Genomic DNA, 25864 nt, shown 5'->3' on the forward strand with positions numbered 1-25864 from the left:
TCTCTCCCGGATCAGCCGACTGATCGCGTCCTTTTGCGGGGCGATTCGTGAGCCGCTCGTCTGGGCTCACGGACGCCCCTTCTTTTTCGGCCTGCTTTCACTGCGGCCTGCCGGTGCCAGACGGCGCCCACTATCCGATCCAGTTCGAAGCCGACACCAAACAGGCCTGCTGCCGCGGCTGTCAGGCGGTGGCGCAGACCATCATCGACAGCGGTCAGGGCGCCTACTACACCCATCGCACCGCGTTGCCTGCGACACCGCGCGAGGCCGAAGCCGAACTGGCGCAGATGGGCCTGTACGACCTGCCGGAAATCCAGGAAAGCTTCGTCAGGACGGAATCGGAGAATATCCGTGAGGCCGCGCTGATCCTGGAAAACATCGTCTGCGCCGCCTGCATCTGGTTGAACGAGCGCCACATCGCCGGGCTGCCGGGCGTGCTGTCGGTCGAGATCAACTACGCCACCCGGCGCGCGCGCGTGCGCTGGGACAACAGCCGCATCCAGCTCTCGGCGATCCTGAAAGCGGTGTCCGACATCGGCTACATCGCCCACCCGTTCGACCCCGGCCGCTCCGACGACATCCACCGCCGCGAGCGCAACACCGCGATCAAGCGGCTGGCGATCGCCGGCCTCGGCATGATGCAGGTGATGATGTATGCGCTGCCGACCTATACGGCAACCGACATGACCGACGAGATCCGGCTGCTGATGAGCTGGGCAAGCCTGATCCTCACGATACCGGTCGTCGGCTATTCGGCGTGGCCGTTCTTCATCGGCGCCTGGCGCGACTTCAAGCGGCGCATGCTGGGGATGGACGTGCCGGTCGCGCTCGGCATCGGCACCGCCTTCGTCGCCAGCGTCTACAGCACCTTCTCCGGCGAGGGCGAGGTGTATTACGACTCGGTCACCATGTTCGTTTTCCTGCTGTTGACCGGGCGCTTCCTCGAAATGAACGCGCGCCGAAAAGCCGGCGCCGCGGTGGAGGAACTGGTAAAGCTGATTCCCGCCGCCACCACGCGACTGCCGAACTGGCCGGCGCGCAACGAGGAACAGGTGCCGGTAGCGCGACTCGCCGTGGGCGACCACGTGCTGGTGCGCCCCGGCGAGACGCTGCCGGCCGATGGCGTGGTGGTCGAGGGGGACAGCGCGGTAAGCGAGGCCATGCTGACCGGCGAATCGCTGCCGGTGTCGAAGAGCGTGCATGCGAATGTGGTCGGCGGTAGCCTCAACCAGGCGAGCCCGCTGGTGGTGCGGGTCGACAAGCTGGGCGCCGACACGCGGCTGGCTTCCATCGTGCGCCTGCTCGACCGCGCCCAAAGCGAGAAGCCGCGTATCGGCCAGCTGGCCGACCGCGCTGCCGCCTGGTTCGTCGGCCTGTTGCTGGTGATCACCTTCTTCGTCGGGCTGGCGTGGTACATGATCGATCCGTCGCGCACCCTGTGGATCGTGGTGTCGATCCTGGTCGTCACCTGCCCCTGCGCGCTCGGCCTCGCCACCCCCGCCGCGCTGACCACCGGCACCGGCCGGCTGACAAGATTGGGCCTGCTGACCACGCGCGGCCACGCGCTGGAAACGCTGGCGCGTGCTACCGACCTGGTGTTCGACAAGACCGGCACACTCACCCACGGCCGCCTGTCGGTGCGCCGTGTGGTGCCGCTGGGTGGCCGCAGTGCCGAGGACGTCAGCCGGATTGCGGCCGCGCTGGAAGCCGGTTCCGAGCATCCCATTGCGCGTGCACTGCGCGACGCCGGCGGTTCCGTGCTTTCCGCCAGCGACATCCGCAACACGCCGGGACGCGGCGTCGAAGGCACGATCGAGGGCCTTCTCTATCGACTCGGTTCGCCGCGCTACGCCGCCGCCGGCCAGACGCCGCCGCAATCCGCGGGCGGCGAGCACCCGGAAAGTGCCCACGCCAGTTGGGTGGCGCTGGCGCAAGGCGACGACACCATCGCCTGGTTCGCGCTGGCCGACACGCTGCGCGCGGATGCCCCTGCCGCGCTCGCCGCGCTGCAACAACTGGGCGTGCGCCTGCACCTGCTGTCGGGCGACGCCGAACCCGCGGTGAAGGCAGTGGCGCAGCAACTCGGCATTGCCGAATGGCACGCCGGCGCGCTGCCGGAAGACAAGCTTGCCTACGTCAAGGCACTGCAGCAGCAGGGCCGCATCGTCGCGATGGTCGGCGACGGCATCAACGACGCGCCGGTGCTGGCCGGCGCGCAGGTATCGATCGCCATGGGCGAAGGCGCCGACGTCGCGCAGGCCGCCGCCGACATGGTGATGCTGGGCAGCCGGCTCGGCACGCTGGCCGAAGGCGTGGCACTCGCCCGCAAGACGCAGCAAATCATACGCCAGAACCTCGGCTGGGCGCTCGGCTACAACCTGATCGCCATCCCCGCCGCCGCGCTCGGCCACGTCACGCCGTGGATCGCCGGCATCGGCATGTCGGCGAGCTCGCTGCTGGTGGTGCTGAACGCATTGCGACTGTCGGAATTCAAATCTAAGGAATCAGGATTCAGGGATCAGGATTCAGGGAATGCGCGGCCTCTGGCCGCGGCGAATCTTGAAAACCTGACCCCTGACCCCTGACCCCTGCAATGGATATCCTGCTACTCCTGATTCCCCTGAGCCTCGTCCTCGTCGGCGTCATCGCCTGGGTCATGCTGTGGGCGGCACGGAACGGCCAGTTCGACGACCTCGAAGGCCCGGGGCACAGCGTCATCATGGACGACGACAATCCGCCCAAGCCGGACGATACGCCCCGGCCCTGAGCCCCGATCGCGTATGCTGATGAAGTGTGTCCCCCTGTCACAGCCGACCGAACCATGAACGCGCCCCTCCTCTGGTACTTCGCCGACCCGATGTGCTCGTGGTGCTGGGGCTTTTCGCCGGTGATCGAAACCCTGCGCGACGCCTACCGCGACCGCCTGAAAATCGCGCTGGTGCTGGGCGGCCTGCGACACGAAACTGCGCCGATGACGGCGACCGGACGCGAAGAGATCCTGCACCACTGGCAACAGGTGAATGCCCGCACCAACCAGCCTTTCCGTTTCGAGCGGGCGCTGCCGCAGGGCTTCGTCTACGATACTGAACCTGCGTGCCGCGCGGTGGTGGCGATCGGCGGCCTCGATCCCGCGCTGATCTTTCCGCTGTTCAAGGCGATCCAGCATGCCTTCTACGCTGAAGGGCGCGACGTCACGCAATCAGGCGTGCTGGCTGACTTGGCGGCTGAACTCGGCGTCGACCGCGATGCGTTTCTGCAGGCGTTCGACAGTGACGCCGCGCGCGCAAAAACCCAGGCGCATTTCAAGCAGGCACGCCAGGCCGGCGTGCGCGGTTTTCCCGCGCTGATCCTGCAGCGGGATGCGCAACTGCACCCGATCTGCCACGGCTGCCAGCCGCTGGAGACGGTGCGCGCGGCGCTCGACGCAGGGCTCTCCACTTGAAGCTGCGCGTGTTGATTCTGCTTGCCGCGTTCGGCGGCAGCGCCGTCGCCGCCGAACTGCCGCCGATGATCGACGCCCACGCCCACTATTCCGCGCCCGACGCGGCCGTGCTGTCGCCCGCCGACGTGGTGGCAAAGCTCGATGCCGCCGGCGTGCGCCAGCTGGTGCTGACGAGTTCGCCGCCGCAGCTGACGCAAACGCTCTACCGTCACGCGCCCGGCCGTGTGATTCCGCTGCTCGGCGTCTACGAATCGGATCGCCACAAGGGCAACTGGGTGCACGACGCCACGCTGCCCGCGCGGGTGGCGGCGCAGCTCAAGCGCGGCGTCTGGGCCGGCATCGGCGAACTGCATCTGTTTGCGCGCGACGCGCAACAGCCCGTATTCGCGCAACTGGTGCGGCTGGCGGCGGCGCATTCGCTGGTGCTGATGATCCACGGCGACGCCGACGTGGTGGCGCAGGCGTTTGCCGTGGAACCCGGCGTGCGCGTGCTGTGGGCGCACCTCGGCACCGTGCCCGAGCCGGCGCGTCTGTCTGCGATGCTGGAGCGCTACCCGCTGCTGTGGATCGACACCTCGGTGCGCGACGAACGCATCGCGCCGGACGGCAGGCTGTTGCCCGTATGGCGCGCACTGTTCGAACGCCACCCCGAGCGCTTTGCGGTCGCGGTGGACAGCTTCAGCGTCAACCGCTGGCAACACTATGACCAGGTCGTCGCGCGAATCCGCGGCTGGGTCGACCCGCTGCCGCACCCCTTGAAGCAGAATCTGCTGCACGACAATGCGGTCCGGCTGTTCGAAAGCTTCCGGCCGCCGCCCGCGCACCCGTAAAATCCCTCCACCCTCACCCCTGGAGCATTCCGATGTCCCGTTCGACCCTGCTTCCCATCACCTTGCTGCTTGGCCTGCTGATGCCCGGCCTGTCCGGTTGCGGCGCCAGCGAGCCCGCCACCCAAGCCGTCTCCACCGCACCGCCTGCCGGCCAGACGGCCAACCCGCGCGTGCTGATCGAAACCAGCAAGGGCAACATCACCGTGGAAGTCTTCCCGGCGCAAGCGCCGCAGTCGGCCGGCAATTTTCTCAATTACGCAAAGACCGGGTTTTACGACGGCCTGGTGTTCCACCGCGTGATCCCCGGCTTCATGATCCAGACCGGCGGCATGACGGCAGACATGGCCGAAAAGCCCAAGAACGCGCCAATCCGCAACGAGGCCGACAACGGCCTGAAGAACCTGCGCGGCACGCTGGCGATGGCGCGCACCGGCGACCCCCATTCGGCATCCTCGCAGTTCTTCATCAACGTCAAGGACAACGCCTTCCTCAACCACCGCGGACAAACACCCCAGGGCTGGGGATACGCCGTGTTCGGCCAGGTCGTCGACGGCATGGACGTGGTCGATGCCATCGTCGCAGTACCGCGCGGCAACCGCGGCCCGCACGGCGATGTGCCGCTCGAGCCCATCGTGATGAAACGCGTAAGCGTGCTACCCGAGGCCGCCCAGCCCTGAGCCCTGTATCCCGACTGCTGCTGCTCGGACTGGCCGCGCCCGTCGCGATTGCGCTTGGTCTGACAGCCGGTGCATTGCCGGACGACCGCGCGCTGGCGCAGCAAATCCTCACCGAACTGCGCGCCCCCCGCGTGGCGGCGGCGTTTGCCTGCGGCGGCCTGCTGGCGCTGGCGGGCGCGTTGATGCAAACACTGTTTCGCAACCCGCTGGCCGAACCCTATCTGCTCGGCGTCTCCGGCGGCGCCGGCTTGTTGGCCCTGCTCGGCATGGCGGCCGGCCTCGCGTGGCCATGGATTTCCGTGCTGGCGTTTGCCGGCAGCCTGCTGGCGCTGGCGCTCGCCGCTGCGCTCGGCGGGCGACTGCTCGCGCGCGACCACACGCCGCTCTTGCTCGCCGGCGTCATGCTGGCGGCCGGCTTCGGTGCGCTGATCGCGCTGGTGCTTTCGGTCACGCCAGCCGAGCGCCTGCCCGGCATGCTGTTCTTTCTGATGGGCGACCTCGCCTGGACCAGCCAGCCCACGCTGTTGTGGGCGGCTCTGCTGTTGGCGGTGGCCGCGGCGCTGGGCCTGTCGCGTCGACTCGACGTCCTGCAGCTGACGCCGCTGAAAGCCGCCTCGCTCGGCGTAGCCGTCGCCCCCACGCGCTGGACGCTGTTTGTGCTGGCCGGCGCCTGCACCTCGATGGTCGTCGCGCAGGCCGGCAGCATCGGTTTCGTCGGCCTGATGGTGCCGCACGCCTTGAGGCGCCTCGGCTTTGCCGGCCACCGCGCCCTGCTACCGGCCTGCGCGCTGGCCGGCGGCAGCCTGCTGGTGCTGGCCGACGCGCTGGCGCGCACTGTGATCGAGCCGCGCGAACTGCCGGTGGGCGTGCTCACTGCATTGATCGGCGTGCCGATGATGCTGTGGTTGTTACGCAAACCATGAGCCTCGTCGCCAGCAAACTGGCCCTGCTAGCCAACACCCGCACGCTGGTCGACGCCCTCGACCTCGCGCTCGAACCGGGCGAAGTGCTCGGCATCCTCGGCGCCAACGGCGCCGGCAAGTCGACGCTGCTGACGGTGCTGGCGGGACTGGCCGCGCAGGCGCAGGGCACGATCACGCTCGACGGTCACCCACTCGCCACGCTGACGCCGCTGACCCGTGCGCAGCACATCGGCCTGCTGCCGCAGGGCGACGAGGGCGGCTTTTTCGGCAACGTGGCCGACTATGTCGCGCTGGGGCGCTATCCCTTCGGCCACGCCGCCGGCGACCTGGCGCCGCATCTGGCGACTTGGGAACTGACCGAGCTTGCTGACCGCCCGCTCGATACGCTGTCCGGCGGCGAGCGCCAGCGCGCGCGGCTGGCGCAGCTGGCGGTACAGGCGCCGCGCATCGCCCTGCTCGACGAGCCGCTGACGCATCTGGACCCCGCGCATCAAGCCCGCCTGCTGGCCTGGGCCCGCGGCGAAGCCGATGCGGGGCGCAGCGTGGTGCTGACGCTGCACGACCCCAACTGGGCCGCTTGTCACTGCGACCGCCTGCTGTTCCTGCACGGCGACGGCCGCTGGCAGCTGGGCACCCCGGCCACGCTGCTGACCCCGGCCGCGCTCGAGGCCCTGTACGGGCCCGGCACGGCCGTGCTGTGGCGGCAGGGCGGCCGGGGCGACCCTGTATAATCGCGCCTTGGTCTTCTCGTCCCTGCCGCAGCGCATTCCATGATTCGTCGTCTCATCAACAAAGTATTCGGCCGCAAGTCGCGCGCCACCGTCCACGGTGCACAGATCCTGGCGCCCGCCGCCCACGGCATCCGCCTCGACCAGCTCGACGAATGCGCGCTGAGAACCTGCGAGACGCTGGCGCAGGCCGGATTCAAGGGCTATGTGGTGGGCGGCGCGGTGCGCGACCTGCTGCTGGGCAAGACGCCCAAGGATTTCGACGTCGCCACCGACGCCACCCCGGAAGAAGTGCGGCGGCTGTTCCGCCGCTCGCGCATCATCGGGCGCCGCTTCCAGATCGTCCACGTGATGTGCGGCCGCGTCACCATTGAGGTCACCACCTTCCGCTCCAATGGGCAGAAGGAAGCCGAGGACGATGAGGGTCGGTCGACCGACGAACACGGCCGGCTCCTGTCCGACAACGTGTTCGGCAACATGGCGGACGACGCCGCGCGGCGCGATTTCACCATCAATGCGCTGTACTACGACCCGGTGCGCGAGGAAGTGCACGACTATTTCGGCGGCGTCGCCGACTGCAAGAAGCGCGTGCTGCGCATGATCGGCGACCCCGAGACGCGCTTCCGCGAGGATCCGGTGCGCATGCTGCGCGCCGCGCGCTTTGCCGCCAAGCTCGATTTCCACATCGACCCCGACACCCGTCGCCCGGTCGCCACGCTGGCGCCGCTGCTGGCCAACATTCCGCGCGCGCGCATCTTCGACGAGGCGCTGAAGCTCTTGATGTCGGGCCACGCACTGCGCGGCGTCCACCAGTTGCGCGCCGAGGGCCTGCACCACGGCATGCTGCCGCTGCTGGACACCATCCTCGACGACCCCACCGGCGAGCGCTTCATCACTGCTGCGCTGAAGACCACCGATGCGCGCATCGCGCAGGACAAGCCCGCCTCGCCGGCCTTCCTGTTCGGCACGCTGTTGTGGCCGCAGACGCTGCAGCGCTGGCGCGCGCTCGAAGCCGCCGGCGAAAAACCGCAACCCGCCCTGTTCATGGCGATGGACGAGGTGCTCGATGCGCAGCGCGGGCAGCTTGCGATCCCGCGCCGCTACGACGGCATGATCAAGGAAATCTGGGCACTGCAGCCGCGCTTCGAGCAGCGCGGTGGACAGCGCCCGTATCGCCTGCTGGAGCATCCGCGCTTCCGCGCCGCCTACGACTTTTTGCTGCTGCGCGCCGAATCCGGCGAAGTCGACACCGAGCTCGGCGAGTGGTGGACGCGCTTCCAGGAGGTCGACGACGACGAGCGCGCCGCCATGCTGCTGGCCGACAGCGGCCCCAAGCCGCGCCGCAAGCGCAAGCGCAAAAAACCGGCCGATGCCGCCGGCGAGGCGCCGTCTGCATGAACGTGATCGCCACCATCGGCCTCGGGGCCAACCTCAACGACCCGGCGGCGCAGGTTGAATATGCGCTGGCCGAGCTCGACCGCCTGCCCGCCACCCGGCTGATCGCGCGGTCCAGCCTGTATGCGTCGGCGCCGGTGGGCTACGTCGACCAGCCCGACTTCATCAACGCGGTGGCGCAGGTGGAAACCGGCCTCGCGCCGCGCGCGCTGCTCGTTGCGCTGCTCGACATCGAACACCGCCACGGCCGCGAGCGTAGCTTTCGCAACGCGCCGCGCACGCTCGACCTCGACCTGCTGCTGTACGGCAACGCGCATTTTCATGAAGAAGGCCTGACGCTGCCACATCCGCGCATGACCGAGCGCGGCTTCGTGCTGCTGCCGCTGATTGAAATCGCGCCGGACGCGACCATTCCCGGCCGCGGCCGCGCCGCCGACTGGCTTGCCGGCTGCGCCGACCAGAGTGTGGCCGTACTGCCCCCCCCTGCCGCCGCCGTCAACGCATGAGTCTGGACCGTTACCGCTACATCGTCGTCGAAGGTCCGATCGGCGCCGGCAAGACCAGCCTCACCTACAAGCTGGCCGAACGGCTCGATGCCGACACCCTGCTGGAAAACGCCGGCGACAACCCCTTCCTGCCGCGCTTCTACCAGGAGCCGAAACGCTACGCGCTGCCGACACAGCTGCATTTCCTGTTCGACCGCACGCGCCAGCTGCGCGACCTGGCGCAGGGCGACCTGTTCCGCGCCGGCACGGTGTCGGATTTCCTGATCGACAAGGACATGCTGTTCGCGCGCCTGAACCTGGACGATGACGAATTCGAGCTGTACCAGAAGGTCTACGCCGACCTGGCCCCGCAGGCGCCGACGCCCGACCTGGTGATCTACCTGCAGGCGCCGATCGACGCGCTGCGGGAGCGCGTCCACCGCCGCGGCGTGGAGTTCGAGCGCGGCATGGATGCCGACTACCTGCAGCGCCTGGCCAACAGCTACAGCGAGTTTTTCCACCGCTACGAGGCGGCGCCGCTGCTCATCGTCAACACCGCCAACCTCAACTTCGCGCAGAGCGAAGACGACTTCGAGCTGCTGCTGGAACGCGTGGACAAGATGCGCGGCCCGCGCGAATTTTTCAACCGGGGAGCCTGACATGGGCATCACCCTGACCACCCTCAAAACCCTGCGCGAGCGCGGCGAGAAAATCGCCGTGCTCACCTGCTACGACGCCAGCTTTGCGCGCGTGCTCGATGGCGCCGGCGTCGAGGTGCTGCTGGTCGGCGATTCGCTCGGCATGGTGGTGCAGGGCCACGCCTCCACGCTGCCGGTGAAGCTGGCCGAAATGACGTATCACACGCGCTGCGTGGCGGCCGGCACCGAGCACGCCTTCATCGTTGCCGACCTGCCCTTCGGCAGCTACCAGCCCTCGCCCGAGCGTGCGTTTGCCGCCGCCGCGCGGCTGATGGCGGCAGGCGCGCACATGGTCAAGCTCGAAGGCGGCACGGTCATGGTCGAGACGGTGGCTTTCCTGACCCAACGCGGCATTCCGGTGTGCGCGCACGTCGGCCTGTTGCCGCAGTCGGTCAACCAGCTCGGCGGCTACCGGGTGCAGGGGCGCGAGGACGCCGCCGCCGCGCAACTGATCGCCGACGCCCGCGCGCTAGAAGCCGCCGGGGCCGGCCTGATCGTGCTGGAAATGGTGCCGGCCGCGCTGGCGAAAGCAGTCACCGAGGCGCTGACGATTCCGACCATCGGCATCGGCGCCGGCGTCAACTGCTCCGGCCAGGTGCTGGTGCTGTACGACATGCTGGGCCTGTATCCGCGCGCGCCCAAATTCTCGAAGAATTTCCTCACGGGTGCCGACGGCATCGAAGCCGCCGTGCGCGCCTACGTCGCCGCAGTCAAGGACGGCAGCTTTCCCGCCGCCGAACACAGCTTCTGATGCAGGTCGCCCACACTGCCGCCGCCTTGCGCGCCGCGCTGGCCGGGAAAACCGGCACCGCGTTCGTGCCGACCATGGGCAACCTGCACGCCGGCCACGTCTCGCTGGTCGAACTCGCAAAACAGCACGGCCAGCCGGTAGTTGCCAGCATCTTCGTCAACCCGCTGCAGTTCGGCGCCGGCGAGGATTTCGAGCGCTATCCGCGCACGCTGGATGCCGATTGCGACAGGCTCGCCGCCGCCGGCTGCGACCTGGTGTTCGCGCCCGACGTCGCCGAGCTGTATCCGGTGGCGCAGACCTTCACCGTGCAGCCGCCCGACGCGCTGGCCAACGACCTGTGCGGCGCCTTCCGACCCGGCCACTTCGCCGGTGTGGCCACCGTGGTGCTGAAGCTGTTCAACCTGGTGCAGCCGCGCGTGGCCGTGTTCGGAAAAAAGGATTTTCAGCAGCTCTTCGTCATCCGCGCGCTGGTCGAGCAGTTCAATCTGCCCATTGAAATCGTGGCGGGCGACACCCTGCGCGAGCCTGACGGCCTGGCGATGAGTTCGCGCAACGCCTACCTCGGCACCTCCGAGCGCATCCAGGGGGCGCAGCTGCAGCGCGAGCTCGCCGCCGTCGTCACCGCGGTAGAGGCAGGCGAACGCGATTTCGATGCGCTCGCCGCCTCCGCCGCCCGCCACCTGAAAATGGCCGGCTGGCGCGTCGATTACGTCGCGTTGCGCGATGCCGCGACCCTGCAGGCCCCTACCCCGGCGAGCAACCGGCTGGTGGTGCTGGGCGCGGCCTGGCTGGGCAACACCCGGCTGATCGACAATCTCGATTTTTCCCTTCCGGCTGCAAGCCCATAAGCCCAGTCGCACCCCACCCATGAATAGCGTGCGCCCCTACAAGCGGCTTCTCGCGGTTCTCCTGTTTCTCCTCCTGCTGCTGGCGGTCTTTGAGCTGTCCGGCCTGCGGAGTCAGTTCAATCTGGCCTACCTGCACCAGATCCTGGTCGAGAACCCCGTCACCGGGCTGGCCGTTTTCATCCTGATCTTCACCCTGGGCAACCTGGTCCAGATACCGGGGTGGATTTTCCTGGCTGCGGCGGTGTTCGCGCTGGGCAAGACCTGGGGCGGGCTGGCCACCTATGTCGCGGCCATCGTCTCGTGCACCGTCACCTATTTTTCCATCCGTTTCGTCGGCGGCGATGCGCTGCGCACGCTCAAGGGCCCACTCGCAACGCGGCTACTGAACCAGCTCGACACGCATCCGATCCGCAGCATCGTGCTGCTGAGAATGCTGTTCCAGACCGTTCCGGCGCTCAATTACACCCTCGCCCTGTCCGGCGTCCGCTATCGCGACTACCTCATTGGCACGCTGCTCGGCCTGCCCCTGCCGATCGCGGCCTACTGCCTGCTCTTCGACTACCTCGACGTCCAGCTGCGCCTCCACAGTTAGGCCGACCCGGCCCTTCTGGATCAGGGGCGCGTTTTGGTATAATGGCCGTCCATTTTTTGCGAGGGCACCGTCATGCAAAGAACGATGCTCAAGTCCAAGCTGCACCGGGCGACCGTCACGCATTCCGAGCTGCATTACGAAGGCTCGTGCGCCATCGACGAAACCCTGCTGGACGCGGCCAACATCCATGAGTACGAGCAGATCCAGATCTACAACGTCACCAATGGCGAGCGTTTCACCACGTACGCCATTCGTGCCGCGCGCGACTCCGGCATCATTTCGGTGAACGGCGCCGCCGCGCACAAGGCGAACCCGGGCGACCTCGTCATCATCGCCACCTACGCGGTGTACAACGAGATCGAACTGGCGCGCTATGAGCCGGAGCTGGTCTATGTGGACGCGGACAACCGCATCATGGACACGCGCCACGCCATACCGGTGCAGGCAGCCTAAAGCGGCGTCGACTGAAGCAAAAAGGCCGGGGAAACCCGGCCTTTTCATGCGCGCCTGGAAAGGAACCGGGGCTTTTACAAGCCCACGACCTGCGCATGCAGGCCGCGCTCCTGAAACGTGTGGAGCAGGCTTGCCGCTCGCGTCGTTTCCGAGTCGTACACCACCATGATCATGTGCGCGTTGTCCGGATTGTGCCCCACCGACACCACTCCCGCGTCCTGACGCACACCGTCTTCAAGCGTGTGCAGCGTCTCCTCATCCAGCGTTTCTTCCAGGTGCAGCATCACTTCATTCAGATTCGAGCTCATCACGGTCTCCTTGATAACAGGAAGGATGTTTGGTCTTTATAGCCTGTGGGACGAGATGCTGCCGGAGAAGCGGGGCTGCTTTTCAGGAGAAGACTCCTGCCAAAGGCCTGTTTACACACAAAATATCGGACACGCTCCTCGGTCGTAGCCAGCATCGAGGAAACGGGTTCGGCCTAAAACAGCAAGGCAGCAAACAAGGAAAGAAAAACCCGCCTTCAACAGGCGGGCGGGAAAGGTGTTCGCGCTTGACTACGGCCGGCTAATGAGTGTCCCTTATTGCCCCTCGCTCAACTTAATTTGTGCTGCCTTGACGCTTATGGGACTACTGGATGCGTCAGTCAGCGTCCACCAGCAACACGTCGCAATTCGCAGCCTGTGCCACGTCCTTGCTCACGCTGCCCAGCAAGTACGCTTCCAGCCCGCCCTGACCATGCCGACCCAGCACAATCAAATCCGCGTTGCAGTGGGCGGCGTGCTGCAAAATCATAACGAGCGGATAACCGACCCCAATCTGGCCTTCTGTTGCGTAAGGCAGGTCTGATTGCAAATTGGCCATCAAATTCCCGGCAATGGTGCGCATGCTCTCATTCGCCTGTTCGTCCTGATCCTGCGGCGCCAGCACGTGCAGCAGATGCACCGGTTCGTCACCGGCCATCCGTTTGGCCCAGGTGCAGACTGCTTGGGTATGCAGGAAGAAATCGACCGCCGCAATTACCTGGCGATAGGGCCCGAGGGGCACAGGGCGCACGACGAGCACCGGACGCTCGCACACACGTAACAGGCGCCAGGCGGTGGAGCCTAACATCAGGCTCAGCAAAGAATCCTCGCCACGCACGCCCGCCACCACCAAGTCAGCGGCGACTTCGTTTGCATATTCTCTGATGCGGGTATGCGCCCGGCCGACACGCTGCACAATGTGGACATGGACGTCGTAACGCTCAAGCACGCGTTCGGCTGTGGCGATGAGCAGATTGCGGGCGGAAGCGAGTCTGGCATCGCCGTTGGCGGCAGGCTCGACAGCCTGACCGGGATACAGCGCCAAGGGGGACAACACATGCAGCAGGTGCAGTTCTGCGCCATGTTGTCGGGCGAGCAGGGCTGCGCGGGTGATGGCAGCATTGGCGGGCACGGAGAAGTCAGTGGCGACGACGATGCGGGTCAAGTTTTGCATAACGCTCCTTCCGAAAAGGTCCTGAATTGTCCACTATAGAGACAGGGATAAAACCGAATAGTTACGTAGCCTGCCTTTTTTGTGCGCGCTGTGGTTCAACTGGGTTTTCCAGAATCATGGCTTCGGCATCATGCCGGGCGGCGTAACCAGCACATCGCAGGCTGACTCCCGCAGCAAGTGCTAGGTCATGCTGCCGAGCAACAGATCGATTGTTTCCGATTTTTCATGTTTGCCCACCACCAGATCCGTCACAGTTTCCCGCAGCAAGATGGGGATGACGGCTTCCGGCCTGCCGTGTTCCAACCGGATGTTGGGGCGGTCTTGCATCTCCGCCCAGGTACGCAGCGTGACCAATGCGGTTTGGCGTTCCTCCTGGCTATAGTGAAGGATGTCGTCCTCAGAAACACCAGCGAACTGCAGCTTGCCCTCGAACGGCACTTCGAAAGCATGCGCCAGAGTGAGATGCGCCTTGGGCGCAACGCGGCGGGCGGTTTCCGCCAGCGCCGAACTGTGCGCCGATAGATCGATGGGGGCCAGCACACGCCGGTGATAAATGGGGTCAGACTAATGGGGTCAGACTCCATTAATCGCTCTTTTCCAGGGGTGTTACAAGGTGATTGTTCTCACGTGCGCCTTGCGCGCACTAACACATTCCATTCGACATGGCCCCCTCCCCCTTCGCGTGTTGCTTTGAATTGTTGTGTTCTTCCGCAGGGTCGACACGCGTGCGTTGCGCGTGCCGTAGTGTGGGGCCGACTCTAATCTAGAGCTTTCTGATTCGTCAATCGCGCTGGCGTGAACGACGGCCCTCCCTGCCCACCGCGCAACTCGCGTGTGGGCAGGCGCCGTAATTTTCCGCTTACTTCAGCTTCCAGATCTCCGCGTTGTATTCCCGCATGGTGCGGTCGGTGGAGAAGAAGCCGCTGGACGCGGTGTTGAGGATGCTCATCCGCGTCCAGCGGGGTTCGTCCTGCCAGGCCTGCGACACCTGCTCCTGCGCGTCGACATAGCTGCGGAAATCCGCCAGCACCATCCACGGGTCGTGCGGACTCAGCAGCGCATCGAGAATCATATCGAAGATGCCCGGCTCGCATTGATTGAAGTGGCCCGAGCGCAGAAGCTCGATGACCTCGCGCAGATCGGAATCGTTCTCCACGTAGGACATCGGCTGGTACTGCGGGCGCAGCGCCTCGACCTCTTCGGCGCGCAGGCCGAACAGGAAGAAGTTGTCCTCGCCCACGGCTTCCAGGATTTCGATGTTGGCACCATCGTAGGTGCCGATGGTGATCGCGCCGTTCATCATGAATTTCATGTTGCCGGTACCGGACGCCTCCTTGCCGGCGGTCGAGATCTGCTCGGACAGATCGGTCGCCGGCGCGATGATTTCCATGCTGCTCACCCGGTAGTTGGGCAGGAAGGCGACCTTCAGGCGGCCGTTGACGTCGGGGTCGGCGTTGACCACGTCGGCCACGCTGTTGACCAACTTGATGATGCGCTTGGCGATGACGTAGCCCGGCGCGGCCTTGCCGCCGATCAGCACGCAGCGGTCGGTCCAGCCATGCAGCTTGCCGCGGTTGATGCGGTTGTAAAGATGGACAACATGCAGCACATTGAGCAGCTGCCGCTTGTATTCGTGGATGCGTTTGACCTGTACGTCGAACAGCGCGTCGGGGTTGAAGTCGACACCGCATTCGGCCTTGACCAGATCGGCGAGGCGTTGCTTGTTGGCGCGCTTGACTGCGCGCCAGTCGGCGTGGAAGGCGACGTTCCTGGAATCGGCCAGCGGCTTCAACTGTTCCAGCTGCGCGAGGTCGGCGACCCAGCCTTCGCCAATCTGTCGGCTGATCAGCGCGCTCATGCCGGGGTTGGCGTGGGCCACCCAGCGGCGCGGGGTGACGCCGTTGGTCTTGTTGTTGAATTTCCCCGGCCACAGCTCGACGAAGTCGCGGAACAGGCCTTCCTTCAGCAGGCGCGAATGCAGCGCGGCGACGCCGTTGACCGAGAAGCTGCCGACGATCGCAAGCCAGGCCATCCGCACCTGACGCACATGGCCTTCTTCGATGATGGACATGCGGCGCCGGCGCTCATTGTCGCCCGGCCATTTGATCGACACCTGGCGCAGGAAGCGGGCGTTGATTTCGTAGATGATCTCCAGCGGGCGTGGCAGCAGGCGTTCGAACAGCGAGACCGGCCAGCGCTCCAGCGCCTCGGGCAGCAGGGTGTGGTTGGTATAGGCCATGCACTGTGTGGTGATGGACCAGGCCTCGTCCCACTGCATGCGTTCGTCGTCGAGCAGCAGGCGCATCAGCTCGGCCACCGCAATGGTGGGATGCGTGTCGTTCATCTGGAAGACATTGTGTTCGGCGAACTTGCGCAGGTCGGTGTTCCCCGCCGCGCGCCACTGGCGCATCGCATCCTGCAGGCTGGCCGACGCCAGGAAGTACTGCTGGCGCAGTCGCAGCTCCTTGCCGTTTTCGCTGGTGTCGTTGGGGTACAGCACCATGGAAATGTGCTCGGCGTGGTTCTTTGCCTGCACGGCTTCGGTGTAGCTTCCGGCGTTGAATTCAGTGAGGTCGAATTCGTCGGTGGCGGCGGCCTTCCACAATCGCAGCGTGTTGACGGCGTTGTTGCGGTAGCCCGAGATCGGCATGTCGAACGGGATCGCCAGCACATCGCTGGTGTCGGCCCAGCGCGCCCGATGGATGCCTGCCTTGTCGTGAAAATGCTCGGTATGCCCGCCAAAGGGAACGCGGCAGGTGAATTCGGAGCGTTCGATCTCCCACGGGTTGCCATCGCGCAGCCAGTGGTCGGCTTCCTCGACCTGGTAACCGTCTTCGATCTGCTGGCGGAACATGCCGTACTCGTAATGGAGTCCATAGCCCATCACGGGGAGGTTGAGCGTGGCGCAGCTGTCCATGAAGCAGGCCGCCAGGCGACCGAGGCCGCCATTGCCGAGCCCGGCGTCGGCTTCTTCCTCGGCCACCGCTTCCAGCGTCTGTCCGAAGCTCTGCAGGGCTTCGCGCGTGGGGTCGTCCACGCCCAGGTTCAGCACATGGTTGGACAGCGCGCGCCCAATCAGAAACTCCAGCGAAAGGTAATACGCGCGGCGCTTGCCCGGCTGGTCGCGCTCGGCATAGGTGTTCATCCAGTCCGACATCAGCCGGTCGCGCAGCGTCCAGGCCACGGCGTGGTAGGTGTAGACCGGTGGGCAGCCCTGAAAGCGCCCCATGTGGTAGAACTGATAGCGCTCGAAATCCTGGGTGAAGGCCGCGCTGGTGTTCGGCAACGGCTTCAAGGCAACGGCACTGGTGACAGCTGGTTTTTCGTCTGGCATGGGGGCTCCCGCTGGATGCATGGTCATTGTGTATAGAGGGCAAGGTAGTGGTCGGCGCTGTCCGACCACTCGAAGGATTGACGCATGCCGGTTTGCTGCAGCCGCCGCCATTGCGTCGGCTGGTGGTAGAGGTCGATCGCGCGGCGGATCGCGCCCACGAAGTCGGCCACGTCCGGGCGGTCGAACACGAAGCCGTTGGCGCTGGAGTCTTCCAGCGTGTCCGTGTTGGCATCGATCACGGTGTCGGCCAGCCCGCCGGTCTTGTAGACGATGGGCGGCGTGCCGTAACGCAGGCTGTACATCTGGTTGAGTCCGCACGGCTCGAAACGCGAAGGCATCATGAACATGTCGGCGCCCGCCTCGATCAGATGCGCCAGCGGTTCGTCATAGCCGATTTCGACGAACACCCGATTCGGATACTGGCGTGCCAGGCGCATCAGCTTCTGCTCGTAGAGCGTCTGGCCGCTGCCCAGCAGCACGAAGCGCGCATCGGTTTCGGCCAGCAGCGTGGGGATCGCCGCCAGCACCCAGTCGATGCCTTTCTGCTCGACCAACCGCCCGATCAGGCCCAAGAGCGGCGCCTGCATCGACGCATCGTCAACCTGTGGCAGGAACCGTTCGAGCAGGGCCTGCTTGTTGCGGCGCTTGCCAGGCAGGATGCGGCTCATCGAATAATGCGCGGGCAGGTGCGGGTCGGTGGACGGATTCCACAGCCGGGTGTCGATGCCATTGAGGATGCCGTGCAGCTTGTGCTGCAGCGAAAGCAACAGGCCGTCGAGACCATAGCCGAATTCGGGGGTGCAGATTTCGGCGGCATAGGTGGGGCTCACCGTGGTGACCGCGTCGGCGTAGACGATGCCCGCCTTCAGCATGGAAAAGCCGCCGTGGAATTCCACGCCTTCCGGGGTCCACCACGGACCCGGCAATTGCAGCCGGACGAAATCGGTGTGTGAAAAGTGCCCGCCGTACGCCAGGTTATGGATGGTGAACACGGTCTTCGGCCGCAGCGGCTGGTCGGCCAGAAACGCGGCGACCAGGCCGGTCTGCCAGTCGTGCGTGTGCACCACGTGGGGCTGCCAGCCGATGTCCAGCGCATCCTGCGCCAGCAAGGCTGCCACCCGCGCAAACACGGTGAAGCGCTCGGCATTGTCCGGCCAGTCCAGCCCACTGGCGTTGACGTAGGGATTGCCGGCGCGGTCGAACAGCGGCGGGCAGTCGACGATCCACAGCGGGAACGCAAAATCAGGATGGCGCGTTTCCAGGATGCGCGCGCTGACGATGCCTTCGGCGCCGCGCACGTCGAGCCAGCCGATAATGCGCACCTGCTCCAACTGGCGCAGCAGCGCGCGATAGCCGGGCAGCACCAGGCGAATGTCGGCGCCGCGGTCGTGCAGCGCGTGTGGCAGGCTGTAGGCCACATCGCCCAGCCCGCCGGTCTTCACCAGCGGGTAGGCCTCGCTGGCCACGAACAGTATTTTTTTTGCTCCGCGTTTCATTATTTTTAGGGGCTAGGATCTAGGGACTAGGGGCTAGGGGTTGTGCTTCGCGCTTTTTCATTGACGCGGCCATTGGCCGCACATCCCCTATCTCCTGGATCCTAGTTCCTATCCCCTCCTAGCATGGTTTCAGAAAAATGGCGCCCAGCGGCGGCAGCGTCACCTCCACGGAATGGTCGTAACCCATCCAGGGCAGGTTCTGCGGTTGCAGCGGGCGGCCGTTGCCGAGGTTGCTGCCGCCGTAATACGTCGAATCGGTGTTGAGCACTTCGCACCACGCCGCGCCCGACGGCACGCCGATGCGGTAGGCCGTACGCGGCACCGGGGTGAAGTTGAACAGCGCCACCAGCGGTGCCGTCCCCTCGCCGCCCTGGCGCACGAAGCTCAGCACCGACTGGTCGGCATCGTGGCAGTCGATCCAGCGGAAGCCGCGCGGATCGAAGTCGAAGGTGTGCAGGGCCGGCTCGTCCCGGTACAGCCGGTTGAGGTCGCGCAGCACGGCGCGAATGCTGTCGTGCGCGGGAAACTTGAGCAGCGCCCAGTCCAGCTCGCCGGCTTCCTTCCATTCGTTCCACTGGCCGAATTCGCTGCCCATGAACAGCAGCTTCTTGCCCGGGTGCGCGTACTGCCAGGCATAGAACAGGCGCAGGTTGGCAAAGCGCTGCCAGGTGTCACCCGGCATCTTGTCGAGCAGGCTTTTCTTCATGTGCACCACTTCGTCGTGCGACAGCGGCAGCACGAAATTTTCGGTCCACGCATACATCTGGCTGAAGGTCAGCTGGTTGTGCTGGTACTTGCGATAGACCGGCTCCTTTTCGATGTAGTCGAGGCTGTCGTTCATCCAGCCCATGTTCCATTTCATCGAAAAGCCCAGCCCGCCGAGTTCGACCGGGCGCGACACCGCCGGCCATGCAGTCGATTCCTCGGCGATGGTGAGCACGCCGGGGAAGCGGCCGTGCACTTCGATGTTCATCTCGCGCAGGAACTGCACCGCCTCGATGTTTTCGCGCCCGCCGTATTGATTCGGCAGCCACTCCCCCGGATTGCGCGAGTAGTCGAGGTAGAGCATCGACGCCACCGCGTCGACGCGCAGGCCGTCGATGTGGAATTCCTCCAGCCAGTACAGCGCGTTGGCGACGAGGAAATTGCGCACCTCGTTGCGGCCGAAGTCGAACACCAGCGTGCCCCACTCCTGGTGCTCGCCACGGCGCGGGTCGGCGTGCTCGTACACCGGCTCGCCGGTGAAGCGCGCCAGCGCGAATTCGTCTTTCGGAAAGTGCGCCGGCACCCAGTCGAGCAGCACGCCGATGCCGGCCTGGTGGCAGGCGTCGACAAAGGCGCGAAAATCGTCCGGCGAGCCGAAGCGCGCAGTCGGCGCGTAATAGCCCGACACCTGGTAGCCCCACGAGGCATCGAGCGGATGCTCGGCCACCGGCATCAGTTCGATATGGGTGTAGCCGAGGTCCTGCACATAGGGAATCAGCTCGGCCGCGAGTTCGTCCCAGCTGTAGAAGCTGCCGTCGGCATGTCGCCGCCACGAACCGGGGTGCATTTCATAGATGCTGACCGGGCGATGTTGCCAGTCGAACTGCGCGCGCGCAGCAATCCAGTCGCCATCCGCCCAGGCATACGCCGTTTCGGCGGGCACGCAGCTGGTGGTTTCGGGACGCGGAAACATCTGCCGCGCGTAGGGATCGGTCTTTTTCACCAACTGCCCGTGGCTGCCGAGGATCTCGTATTTGTAGGCTTGGCCAGCCACAAGGCCGGGGATGAACAGCTCCCAGATGCCCGAGCTGCCGCGACAGCGCATCGGGTGACGACGCCCATCCCAGGCGTTGAAGTCGCCGATCACGCTGACCCGCTGCACGGCGGGCGCCCACACCGCGAACAGGCAGCCGTCGACGCCGTCGATGGTCTTGAGGCGCGCGCCGAGTACTTTCCAGGCCTGGAAATGGCGCCCTTCTCCGAGCAGGTACAAATCCGTTTCGCCCAGCTGCGGGGCAAAGCTGTAGGGGCATTGCGTGGTATGCCAGTGGCCTGCGCCCTTGTCCTGCCAGCGCAGCACCGGATGGGGTTCGACCGCGCTGCCGGCCGGCAGCAGACGCTCAAAGCAGTCGGTGCCGGACACCCGCATCATGGGGCCGCCGGCCACCTCGACCGCTTCGGCGGCGGGCAGGAAAGCACGGATCAGCGTGCTGCCGTCAGGCTGGGCGTGCACCCCCAGCACCTCGAACGGATCGTGGTGGGTGCCGTGCTGCACGCGCTGGATCGGCGGACTGATCGCGGGCAGTGTGGCCGGCCTGGGGGATTTCATGGGGTGTGCGGCGTCTCGCATCGATGGGCTTTCTGTAATTGTTGTAGCAAACGGGGGGCCAGCTCAGGGCTCAGCGCATCCCATTCGAAGCGCCAGCTCCAGTTGCCGCTGCTGGTGCCGGGCGTGTTCATGCGCGCCGCGCTGCCGAGGTGAAGCACATCCTGCAGCGGCAGCATGGCCAGCGCAGCGCGGCTGTGCAGCACAGTGTCGATCATCGCGCCCGGCAGCGCGGCGGGATCCTCAACACCCATCTGCTCCATCACCTGGTGGCGCACCTCGTCAGGCAGCGAACTCCACCAGCCTGCGGTGGTGTCGTTGTCGTGGGTGCCCGTGTAGTAGACGGTATCGGGCTGGACATTCTCGGGCTTGTGCGGATTGTCGGCGTGCGCATCGAACGCGAATTGCAGCACCGACATGCCGGGCAGGCCAAACTGGTGGCGCAGCGCGGTGACGTCGGGCGTGATGATGCCGAGGTCCTCGGCCACCAGCGGCAGTTCGCCCATTTCGTCGACGATGGCCTGCAGCAGCGCCGCACCCGGTGCAGGGATCCACGTGCCGTGGATCGCGGTGGGTTCCTGCGCGGGAATCTCCCAGGCCGCGACCAGGCCGCGAAAGTGATCGATGCGCACCAGGTCGAACCATTCGAAGTGCGCGGCCAGCCGCGCCCGCCACCAGGCAAAGCCGTCGGCCAGCATGGCCGGCCAGTTGTAATGCGGATTGCCCCAGCGCTGGCCGGTCGCGGAAAAATAATCCGGCGGCACCCCGGCCACCACGGTGGGATGGCCTTCGGCATCGAGCAGGAACAGATGGCGTTGCGCCCACACGTCGGCGCTGTCGTGGGCAACGAAAATCGGCATGTCGCCAAACAGCTCAATGCCACGTACTGCCGCGGCCGCGCGTATTTTCTGCCAGTGCATCGCGGCACGGTACTGGTCGACCATCACGATCTTCAACGCGACCGCATGGGCGGCGTCGAATGCGGCGAGCGCCTGCGGGTCGCGATCGCGCAAGGGCACCGGCCAGTCGGGCCAGGACGCACCGCCATGCGCCGCCTTGATGATGATGAAACGCGCGTAGTCGTCGAGCCAGTGGCGCTGCCGGTTGCGCCAGCCGACAAAGCGGCGCATGTCGACGCGCGGGCTGCTTTTATCTTCCAGTGAAAACAGCGCGGGATTGACTGCGAAGGCCGAGGCACACTGATACGGCGACAAACCCACCAGCGGCAGCCCGAGCGGCAGCATCTGCCAGACGCTGAAACCGGCGTCGCGCAGAAAATCCAGCCAGCGCTCGGCGTCGGCCAGCGTGCCGGACGGCAGCGAGGTCGGGTGCAACAGCATGCCGGCGCGGTGGGTGTCGAAATTCATCAGGCATTCCTGCGCATGGTGCCGGCGTTTTCCACCCAGCCGCCGCCGCTCGACAGCGGCACGTCGAGCATGGCCGGCGGCGCGATGCCGAGCAGGCGATACAGTTCGCGCAGCTGGGTGCGGTAGAGCTGCTCGAAGTCGCTGACGCTGCCCGCCGGGTTGTAGTCGCCGAACCACCAGAACCAGTCGGAACCTTCGCACACGGCGAGCTGGCGGGTAGCGAGCGCAAGCTGGTCGGCATTGATCTTGCCGGCGGCGACGACGCCGTCGAAGGCCTCCTTGGCGGCCACCAGGTAATCCCAGCCGCGGTTCTTGTCTTCCGAACCGATCCAGGTCGAGAAGCTACCGTAGACCCAGCTGCCGGCCGCCAGCCGCTTCATCGCCTTGGCCGGCGCGCGCCCGGCCTGCTCGGCGAAGGTGCTGACCGTCAGCGTGGGATGCTCGGACAGCACAGTGTAGAGCGCATCCAGAAAGTAATGGCCGTTGTCGGGGTAGTACTCCCAGGCGTTTTCGCCGTCGAGGATGACCGAGACCACATGGTGGCCGGCGTCCTTGCCGAAAAAGGTGGCGATGTTTTCCAGATGCTGGACGAAATCGGCCACCGCGTCGTCGGCGTGCCAGTCGCTGTACTTGAAGCCGATCAGGTCCGACAGGCCGTCGTCGCGGAAAAACACCCGCGACTTGTAGCCGTCGATGCGCGTCGGCGAAAACAGCGAGCGCTTGTGGTCGAGGTCGGCCTCGGGGGCGCCCGACTTGATGCCGCTGTTGCGCCACACGCCTTCACCCGTTGCGGTCCAGGCAAAGCCGAAGTCGTCAAGCTGGGCCAGCGCATCCTCGCTGACGCCACCCTCGGACAGCCACACGCCGACGGGTTTTCTGCCGAAATAGTGCTCGAACACCTCGGCGCCGTGCTGTAGATGCCAGCGCGAACGCTCGGCACCACCCGGATAGCCGGGCGCCTCCGGAACCGGCACGTCGGGCAGCGCGTCGCGCAGGTTGTCGAAGTCGTTCAGCAGGGGCACGATGGGGTGTCCGTAAGGCGTCATCGACAGCTCGACCTGGCCGCGGTCGGCGAGCGCGCGGTAGCGCGGAATCAGTCCGGCCAGGCAATGCTGGATCAGATGCAGCAGTTCGTGGCGGTCGGCCGCGGTGAAGCCCCGTTCCTGCGCCATCAGCCGCTGCACCAACGGCAGGTCCCGCAGCGAATGGCCCAGCCACGCCAGGTGGTACCAGGTCATCAGGTCGAGGAAGAACTGCTCGGACAGATAGCCCATGTGCCATTGCAGGCCGGTGCTGCCGACCCCGGCACTGTCGGTGGCGCCGATCATCCGCAACAGGCGATGGAAAGCCGGATACGGATGGATCATGCGCGGCGCGTGACAACGCTGGCAGTCCTGCACGATGCGCATGCGGCTGGCAACATCCGACGGAATGCGCTCGGCGCCGGACAACAGGTTCAGCATGTGGTCCTGGGTCGGCTTGCCCTGCTTCAGCAAGGTGTCGAGCTGCCGCCCGTAGTCGTCCAGCTGCTCCAGCAACACCGGCGCGAAATTGACCACGGCACGCATCGCGGGATGCCGTTCCAGGTGCGCCGCCATGTCGCTGTAGTCCTTGATGCCGTGCAGATAGACCCAGGGCAGGTGGTAGGCGCCCTTGAGGCCTTCGCGGTAATACGGCTGGTGCATGTGCCAGCACAGCACGACGTTGAGTGATTTAGCCGTCATATTCGTCCTGCCATCTGGCGTAGAGGTTCTGGCCCAGCATGGCTGGCGTCACCAGCACGATGCCTTCCTTGGTCACGTGGAAGCGCTTGGCGTCTTCGACGTGGTCCTCGCCGATGACGGTGCCGTCCGGGATCACCGTGCCCTTATCGATGATCGCGCGGGTGATGCGGCAGTTTTTGCCGATGGCGACCTTGGGCAAGATCACGCTGTCCTTGATGAGGCTGTAGCTTTCGGCCGTGGTGGCGAAGAACAGCACCGAGCGCTTGACCCGCGCACCCGACAGGATGCAGCCGCCGGCAATCAGCGAGTCGATCGCCTCGCCGCGCCGGCCTTCGTCGTCGAACACGAACTTGGCGGGCGGATACTGTGGCTGGTAGGTCCAGATCGGCCATTCGCGGTTGTACAGGTTGAGTTCGGGCTCGACCGAGCATAGTTCCATGTTGGTCTGCCAGTAGGAATGCAGGGTACCGACATCGCGCCAGTAGGCCGGCAGGCCATCCTTGTCGCGGAAGGGAAAAGCCATCGCGCGCGCCTCGGCGATCTGGGCCGGAATGATGTCCTTGCCGAAGTCGTGCGAGGACTTGGTGTCGCTGGCGTCGTCGATCAGCGTCTTGTACAGGAAGTCCTTGGAAAAAATGTAGATGCCCATCGAGACCAGCGCGGTGCCGGGCTTACCGGGGATGCTGTCGGGATGCTTCGGCTTCTCTGAAAAATGAGTGATCCGCATGTCGTCGTCCACCGACATGACGCCAAACGAGCTGGCGTCTTCCACCGGCATCTCGATGCTGCCGACCGTGAAGTCGGCGCCGGTCTGCACGTGATACAGCAGCATTTCGGAGTAATCCATGGTGTAGACGTGATCGCCGCCCAGCACCAGTACGTACTCGGGATGATGGCGCTGCATGATGTCGATGTTCTGGAACAGCGCATCGGCGGTGCCCTGGTACCACTCCTTCTTGTGGGTGCGCTGCTGCGCCGGCAGGATTTCCACAAACTCGCCGATCTCGGCGCGCATGAAACCCCAGGCCCGCTGCAGATGGCGGATCAGCGAATGCGACTTGTACTGGGTGAGCACGCCGATGCGGCGGATGCCGGAGTTGACGCAGTTGGACAGCGGAAAATCAATGATGCGGTACTTGCCGCCGATCGGCACGCCCGGCTTGGCGCGCCACGCGGTCAGGTCCTTCAGTCGTGAGCCCTCGCCCCCGGCCAGCACCAATGCCAGCGTCTTGCGGGTCAGCTCGGTCACCATTTTCGGCTCGGTGTAATAACGATACAGCCGCGCCTGCTCGTCTTTAGAAATCGTCATGTCCCACTCCGTTGTGCTGCTGGTTGAAGATGTATTGTCGTTGGAATTGTGTCACGGGCGAAGGCGTGTGCGGTCGCAATCGCGCCCTGCACCCCCAGCCGGTCATTGGTAACCAGGAAGATCGGCGTGCGTTCGACCAGGCTGCGCATGCGACCCTTGTCGGCGGCCGATGCCATGAAACGCGGCGAAAGCAGGCGAGCGCGCAGATGGCCGGCGACGCCGCCGGCAACATACAGCCCGCCGACCGGCTTGGCCAGCATCGCCACATTGCCGACCCAGGCGCCGTAGAGGTCGATGAACAGATCGAGCGCGGCCGCGGCGGCGGGATCCCCTGCCGCATCGCGCGCGACCAGCACCGCGCCGTCGACCGGCACTTCGGGCAAGGTGGCGCCCAGCTCGATGCAGCAGAAGCGGTAGAGGTCGTTCATCGCCGAGCCCGACGCCACGCGCTCCCACGACACATGGCCATAGGTGGCGCGTAGCCGCTGCAACAGGCGGTCCTGTATCGCATTGTCCGGCGCGAAATCGAGGTGGCCGCCCTCGCTGGGATAGCAGCGCGCGCGCCCGTCGGCATCGCTGACCAGGAAGGCGAGGCCGAGGCCGGTGCCGGCGCCGGTGATCACCCGCATGCCGCCTGCCTCGACCGGCTGCGGGTTGAGCGCGACGACATCCGCCGCGCCCAGCGTGGCGACGCCGGCAGCAGCGGCCTGGAAATCGTTGATGAAGCGCACGCTGGGCACCCCGAGCGCGGCCTGCATGGCGGCGGCGTCGAGCGTCCAGTCGAGGTTGGTGAGCCTGACCTGCTGCGCGTTCAGCGGGCCTGGCAAAGCCAGCATCAGCCCGTCCGGCCGGCTCGGCAGCTGCGCATCGGCGAAGAACTGGCGCAACAGGTCGTCCGCCGTTGCAAACGCCGCGCTGGTGTATTCGCGCTCGAAGCGCAGGCGGCTGGCGTCGGCTGCGTCCGTCACCCAGGCCAGCCTGCTGCGCGTTCCCCCGATGTCGCCTGCAATCCACTCCCTCAT

The 25864-nt window shown here is 65.8% G+C and carries 24 protein-coding genes; 14 read left to right on the top strand and 10 right to left on the bottom strand.

All coding sequences use genetic code 11. From position 1 onward, the window contains the following. Positions 1-47: 47 nt before the first annotated feature. The 14 genes from Q8R61_RS05920 to panD all read left to right on the top strand — a co-directional run bounded on the left by Q8R61_RS05920 (position 48) and on the right by panD (position 11822). A complete protein-coding gene (locus Q8R61_RS05920; protein WP_305535208.1) occupies positions 48-2585 on the top strand; it encodes a heavy metal translocating P-type ATPase in 2538 nt (845 codons plus the stop codon). Positions 2586-2593: 8 nt separating this feature from the next. Then, positions 2594-2767 carry a cbb3-type cytochrome oxidase assembly protein CcoS gene (gene ccoS / locus Q8R61_RS05925; protein WP_305535210.1) on the top strand — a complete coding sequence of 58 codons (174 nt, stop codon included), beginning with the start codon at positions 2594-2596 and terminating at the stop codon, positions 2765-2767. A gap of 54 nt (positions 2768-2821) precedes the next feature. After that, positions 2822-3442 (top strand): DsbA family protein, encoded by a 621-nt coding sequence (locus Q8R61_RS05930; protein ID WP_305535212.1) that lies wholly within the window; start codon positions 2822-2824, stop codon positions 3440-3442. Positions 3443-3450: 8 nt separating this feature from the next. Further along, positions 3451-4272 (top strand): amidohydrolase family protein, encoded by an 822-nt coding sequence (locus Q8R61_RS05935; protein WP_305535214.1) that lies wholly within the window; start codon positions 3451-3453, stop codon positions 4270-4272. 32 nt (positions 4273-4304) lie between these two features. After that, the gene (locus Q8R61_RS05940; RefSeq protein WP_305535216.1) at positions 4305-4949 is read left to right on the top strand and encodes a peptidylprolyl isomerase; all 645 of its coding nucleotides are present in this window, start codon (positions 4305-4307) and stop codon (positions 4947-4949) included. 74 nt (positions 4950-5023) lie between these two features. Next, a complete protein-coding gene (locus tag Q8R61_RS05945) occupies positions 5024-5872 on the top strand; it encodes an iron ABC transporter permease (protein ID WP_305535219.1) in 849 nt (282 codons plus the stop codon). Further along, positions 5869-6603, top strand: coding sequence for an ABC transporter ATP-binding protein (locus Q8R61_RS05950; protein WP_305535221.1), 735 nt, complete (start codon positions 5869-5871; stop codon positions 6601-6603). Before Q8R61_RS05945 ends, Q8R61_RS05950 begins: the two co-directional genes overlap by 4 nt. 39 nt (positions 6604-6642) lie before the next feature. After that, complete coding sequence (gene pcnB, locus Q8R61_RS05955) at positions 6643-7998, top strand: polynucleotide adenylyltransferase PcnB (protein ID WP_305535223.1); 1356 nt, start codon at positions 6643-6645, stop codon at positions 7996-7998. After that, positions 7995-8501, top strand: a complete 507-nt coding sequence (gene folK, locus Q8R61_RS05960; protein ID WP_305535225.1) for a 2-amino-4-hydroxy-6-hydroxymethyldihydropteridine diphosphokinase — start codon at positions 7995-7997, stop codon at positions 8499-8501. The genes pcnB and folK overlap by 4 nt, the downstream gene beginning before the upstream one ends. After that, positions 8498-9139, top strand: a complete 642-nt coding sequence (locus Q8R61_RS05965; RefSeq protein WP_305535227.1) for a deoxynucleoside kinase — start codon at positions 8498-8500, stop codon at positions 9137-9139. The genes folK and Q8R61_RS05965 overlap by 4 nt, the downstream gene beginning before the upstream one ends. Before the next feature lies 1 nt (position 9140). After that, positions 9141-9929 (top strand): 3-methyl-2-oxobutanoate hydroxymethyltransferase, encoded by a 789-nt coding sequence (panB, locus tag Q8R61_RS05970; protein WP_305535229.1) that lies wholly within the window; start codon positions 9141-9143, stop codon positions 9927-9929. Next, on the top strand, positions 9929-10777 hold the full coding sequence (gene panC, locus Q8R61_RS05975) for a pantoate--beta-alanine ligase (protein ID WP_305535231.1): 849 nt from the start codon (positions 9929-9931) through the stop codon (positions 10775-10777). The genes panB and panC overlap by 1 nt, the downstream gene beginning before the upstream one ends. Before the next feature lie 19 nt (positions 10778-10796). Beyond that, positions 10797-11369, top strand: a complete 573-nt coding sequence (locus Q8R61_RS05980) for a TVP38/TMEM64 family protein (RefSeq protein ID WP_305535233.1) — start codon at positions 10797-10799, stop codon at positions 11367-11369. A gap of 72 nt (positions 11370-11441) precedes the next feature. After that, on the top strand, positions 11442-11822 hold the full coding sequence (gene panD, locus Q8R61_RS05985) for an aspartate 1-decarboxylase (protein ID WP_305535235.1): 381 nt from the start codon (positions 11442-11444) through the stop codon (positions 11820-11822). Between the two features lie 74 nt (positions 11823-11896). Here the strand turns inward: panD and Q8R61_RS05990 are convergent, their stop codons facing one another. From Q8R61_RS05990 to Q8R61_RS06035, 10 genes are all read right to left on the bottom strand, one after another. Then, positions 11897-12130, bottom strand: coding sequence for a hypothetical protein (locus tag Q8R61_RS05990; protein ID WP_305535237.1), 234 nt, complete (start codon positions 12128-12130; stop codon positions 11897-11899). Between the two features lie 334 nt (positions 12131-12464). Continuing rightward, the gene (locus tag Q8R61_RS05995) at positions 12465-13292 is read right to left on the bottom strand and encodes a universal stress protein (protein WP_305535239.1); all 828 of its coding nucleotides are present in this window, start codon (positions 13290-13292) and stop codon (positions 12465-12467) included. A gap of 189 nt (positions 13293-13481) precedes the next feature. Further along, positions 13482-13841 carry a universal stress protein gene (locus tag Q8R61_RS06000; RefSeq protein WP_305535241.1) on the bottom strand — a complete coding sequence of 120 codons (360 nt, stop codon included), beginning with the start codon at positions 13839-13841 and terminating at the stop codon, positions 13482-13484. 319 nt (positions 13842-14160) lie between these two features. Continuing rightward, positions 14161-16635 (bottom strand): glycogen/starch/alpha-glucan phosphorylase, encoded by a 2475-nt coding sequence (locus Q8R61_RS06005; protein ID WP_305535243.1) that lies wholly within the window; start codon positions 16633-16635, stop codon positions 14161-14163. 23 nt (positions 16636-16658) lie between these two features. Continuing rightward, positions 16659-18131, bottom strand: a complete 1473-nt coding sequence (glgA, locus tag Q8R61_RS06010) for a glycogen synthase GlgA (protein ID WP_305535245.1) — start codon at positions 18129-18131, stop codon at positions 16659-16661. A gap of 118 nt (positions 18132-18249) precedes the next feature. Then, positions 18250-20445, bottom strand: a complete 2196-nt coding sequence (glgB, locus tag Q8R61_RS06015) for a 1,4-alpha-glucan branching protein GlgB (RefSeq protein WP_305535247.1) — start codon at positions 20443-20445, stop codon at positions 18250-18252. Continuing rightward, positions 20442-21809, bottom strand: a complete 1368-nt coding sequence (gene malQ / locus Q8R61_RS06020) for a 4-alpha-glucanotransferase (RefSeq protein WP_305535249.1) — start codon at positions 21807-21809, stop codon at positions 20442-20444. Before malQ ends, glgB begins: the two co-directional genes overlap by 4 nt. After that, entirely contained in the window at positions 21809-23533 is a 1725-nt protein-coding gene (locus tag Q8R61_RS06025) for a glycoside hydrolase family 57 protein (protein ID WP_305535251.1), read from the bottom strand. The genes malQ and Q8R61_RS06025 overlap by 1 nt, the downstream gene beginning before the upstream one ends. Beyond that, positions 23523-24842, bottom strand: a complete 1320-nt coding sequence (gene glgC / locus Q8R61_RS06030) for a glucose-1-phosphate adenylyltransferase (RefSeq protein ID WP_305535253.1) — start codon at positions 24840-24842, stop codon at positions 23523-23525. The genes Q8R61_RS06025 and glgC overlap by 11 nt, the downstream gene beginning before the upstream one ends. Next, the gene (locus Q8R61_RS06035; RefSeq protein ID WP_305535255.1) at positions 24839-25864 is read right to left on the bottom strand and encodes a glucokinase; all 1026 of its coding nucleotides are present in this window, start codon (positions 25862-25864) and stop codon (positions 24839-24841) included. Before Q8R61_RS06035 ends, glgC begins: the two co-directional genes overlap by 4 nt.

This window comes from Thiobacillus sp. (assembly GCF_030696885.1).
In the GTDB taxonomy this organism is placed as follows: Bacteria; Pseudomonadota; Gammaproteobacteria; order Burkholderiales; family Thiobacillaceae; genus Thiobacillus.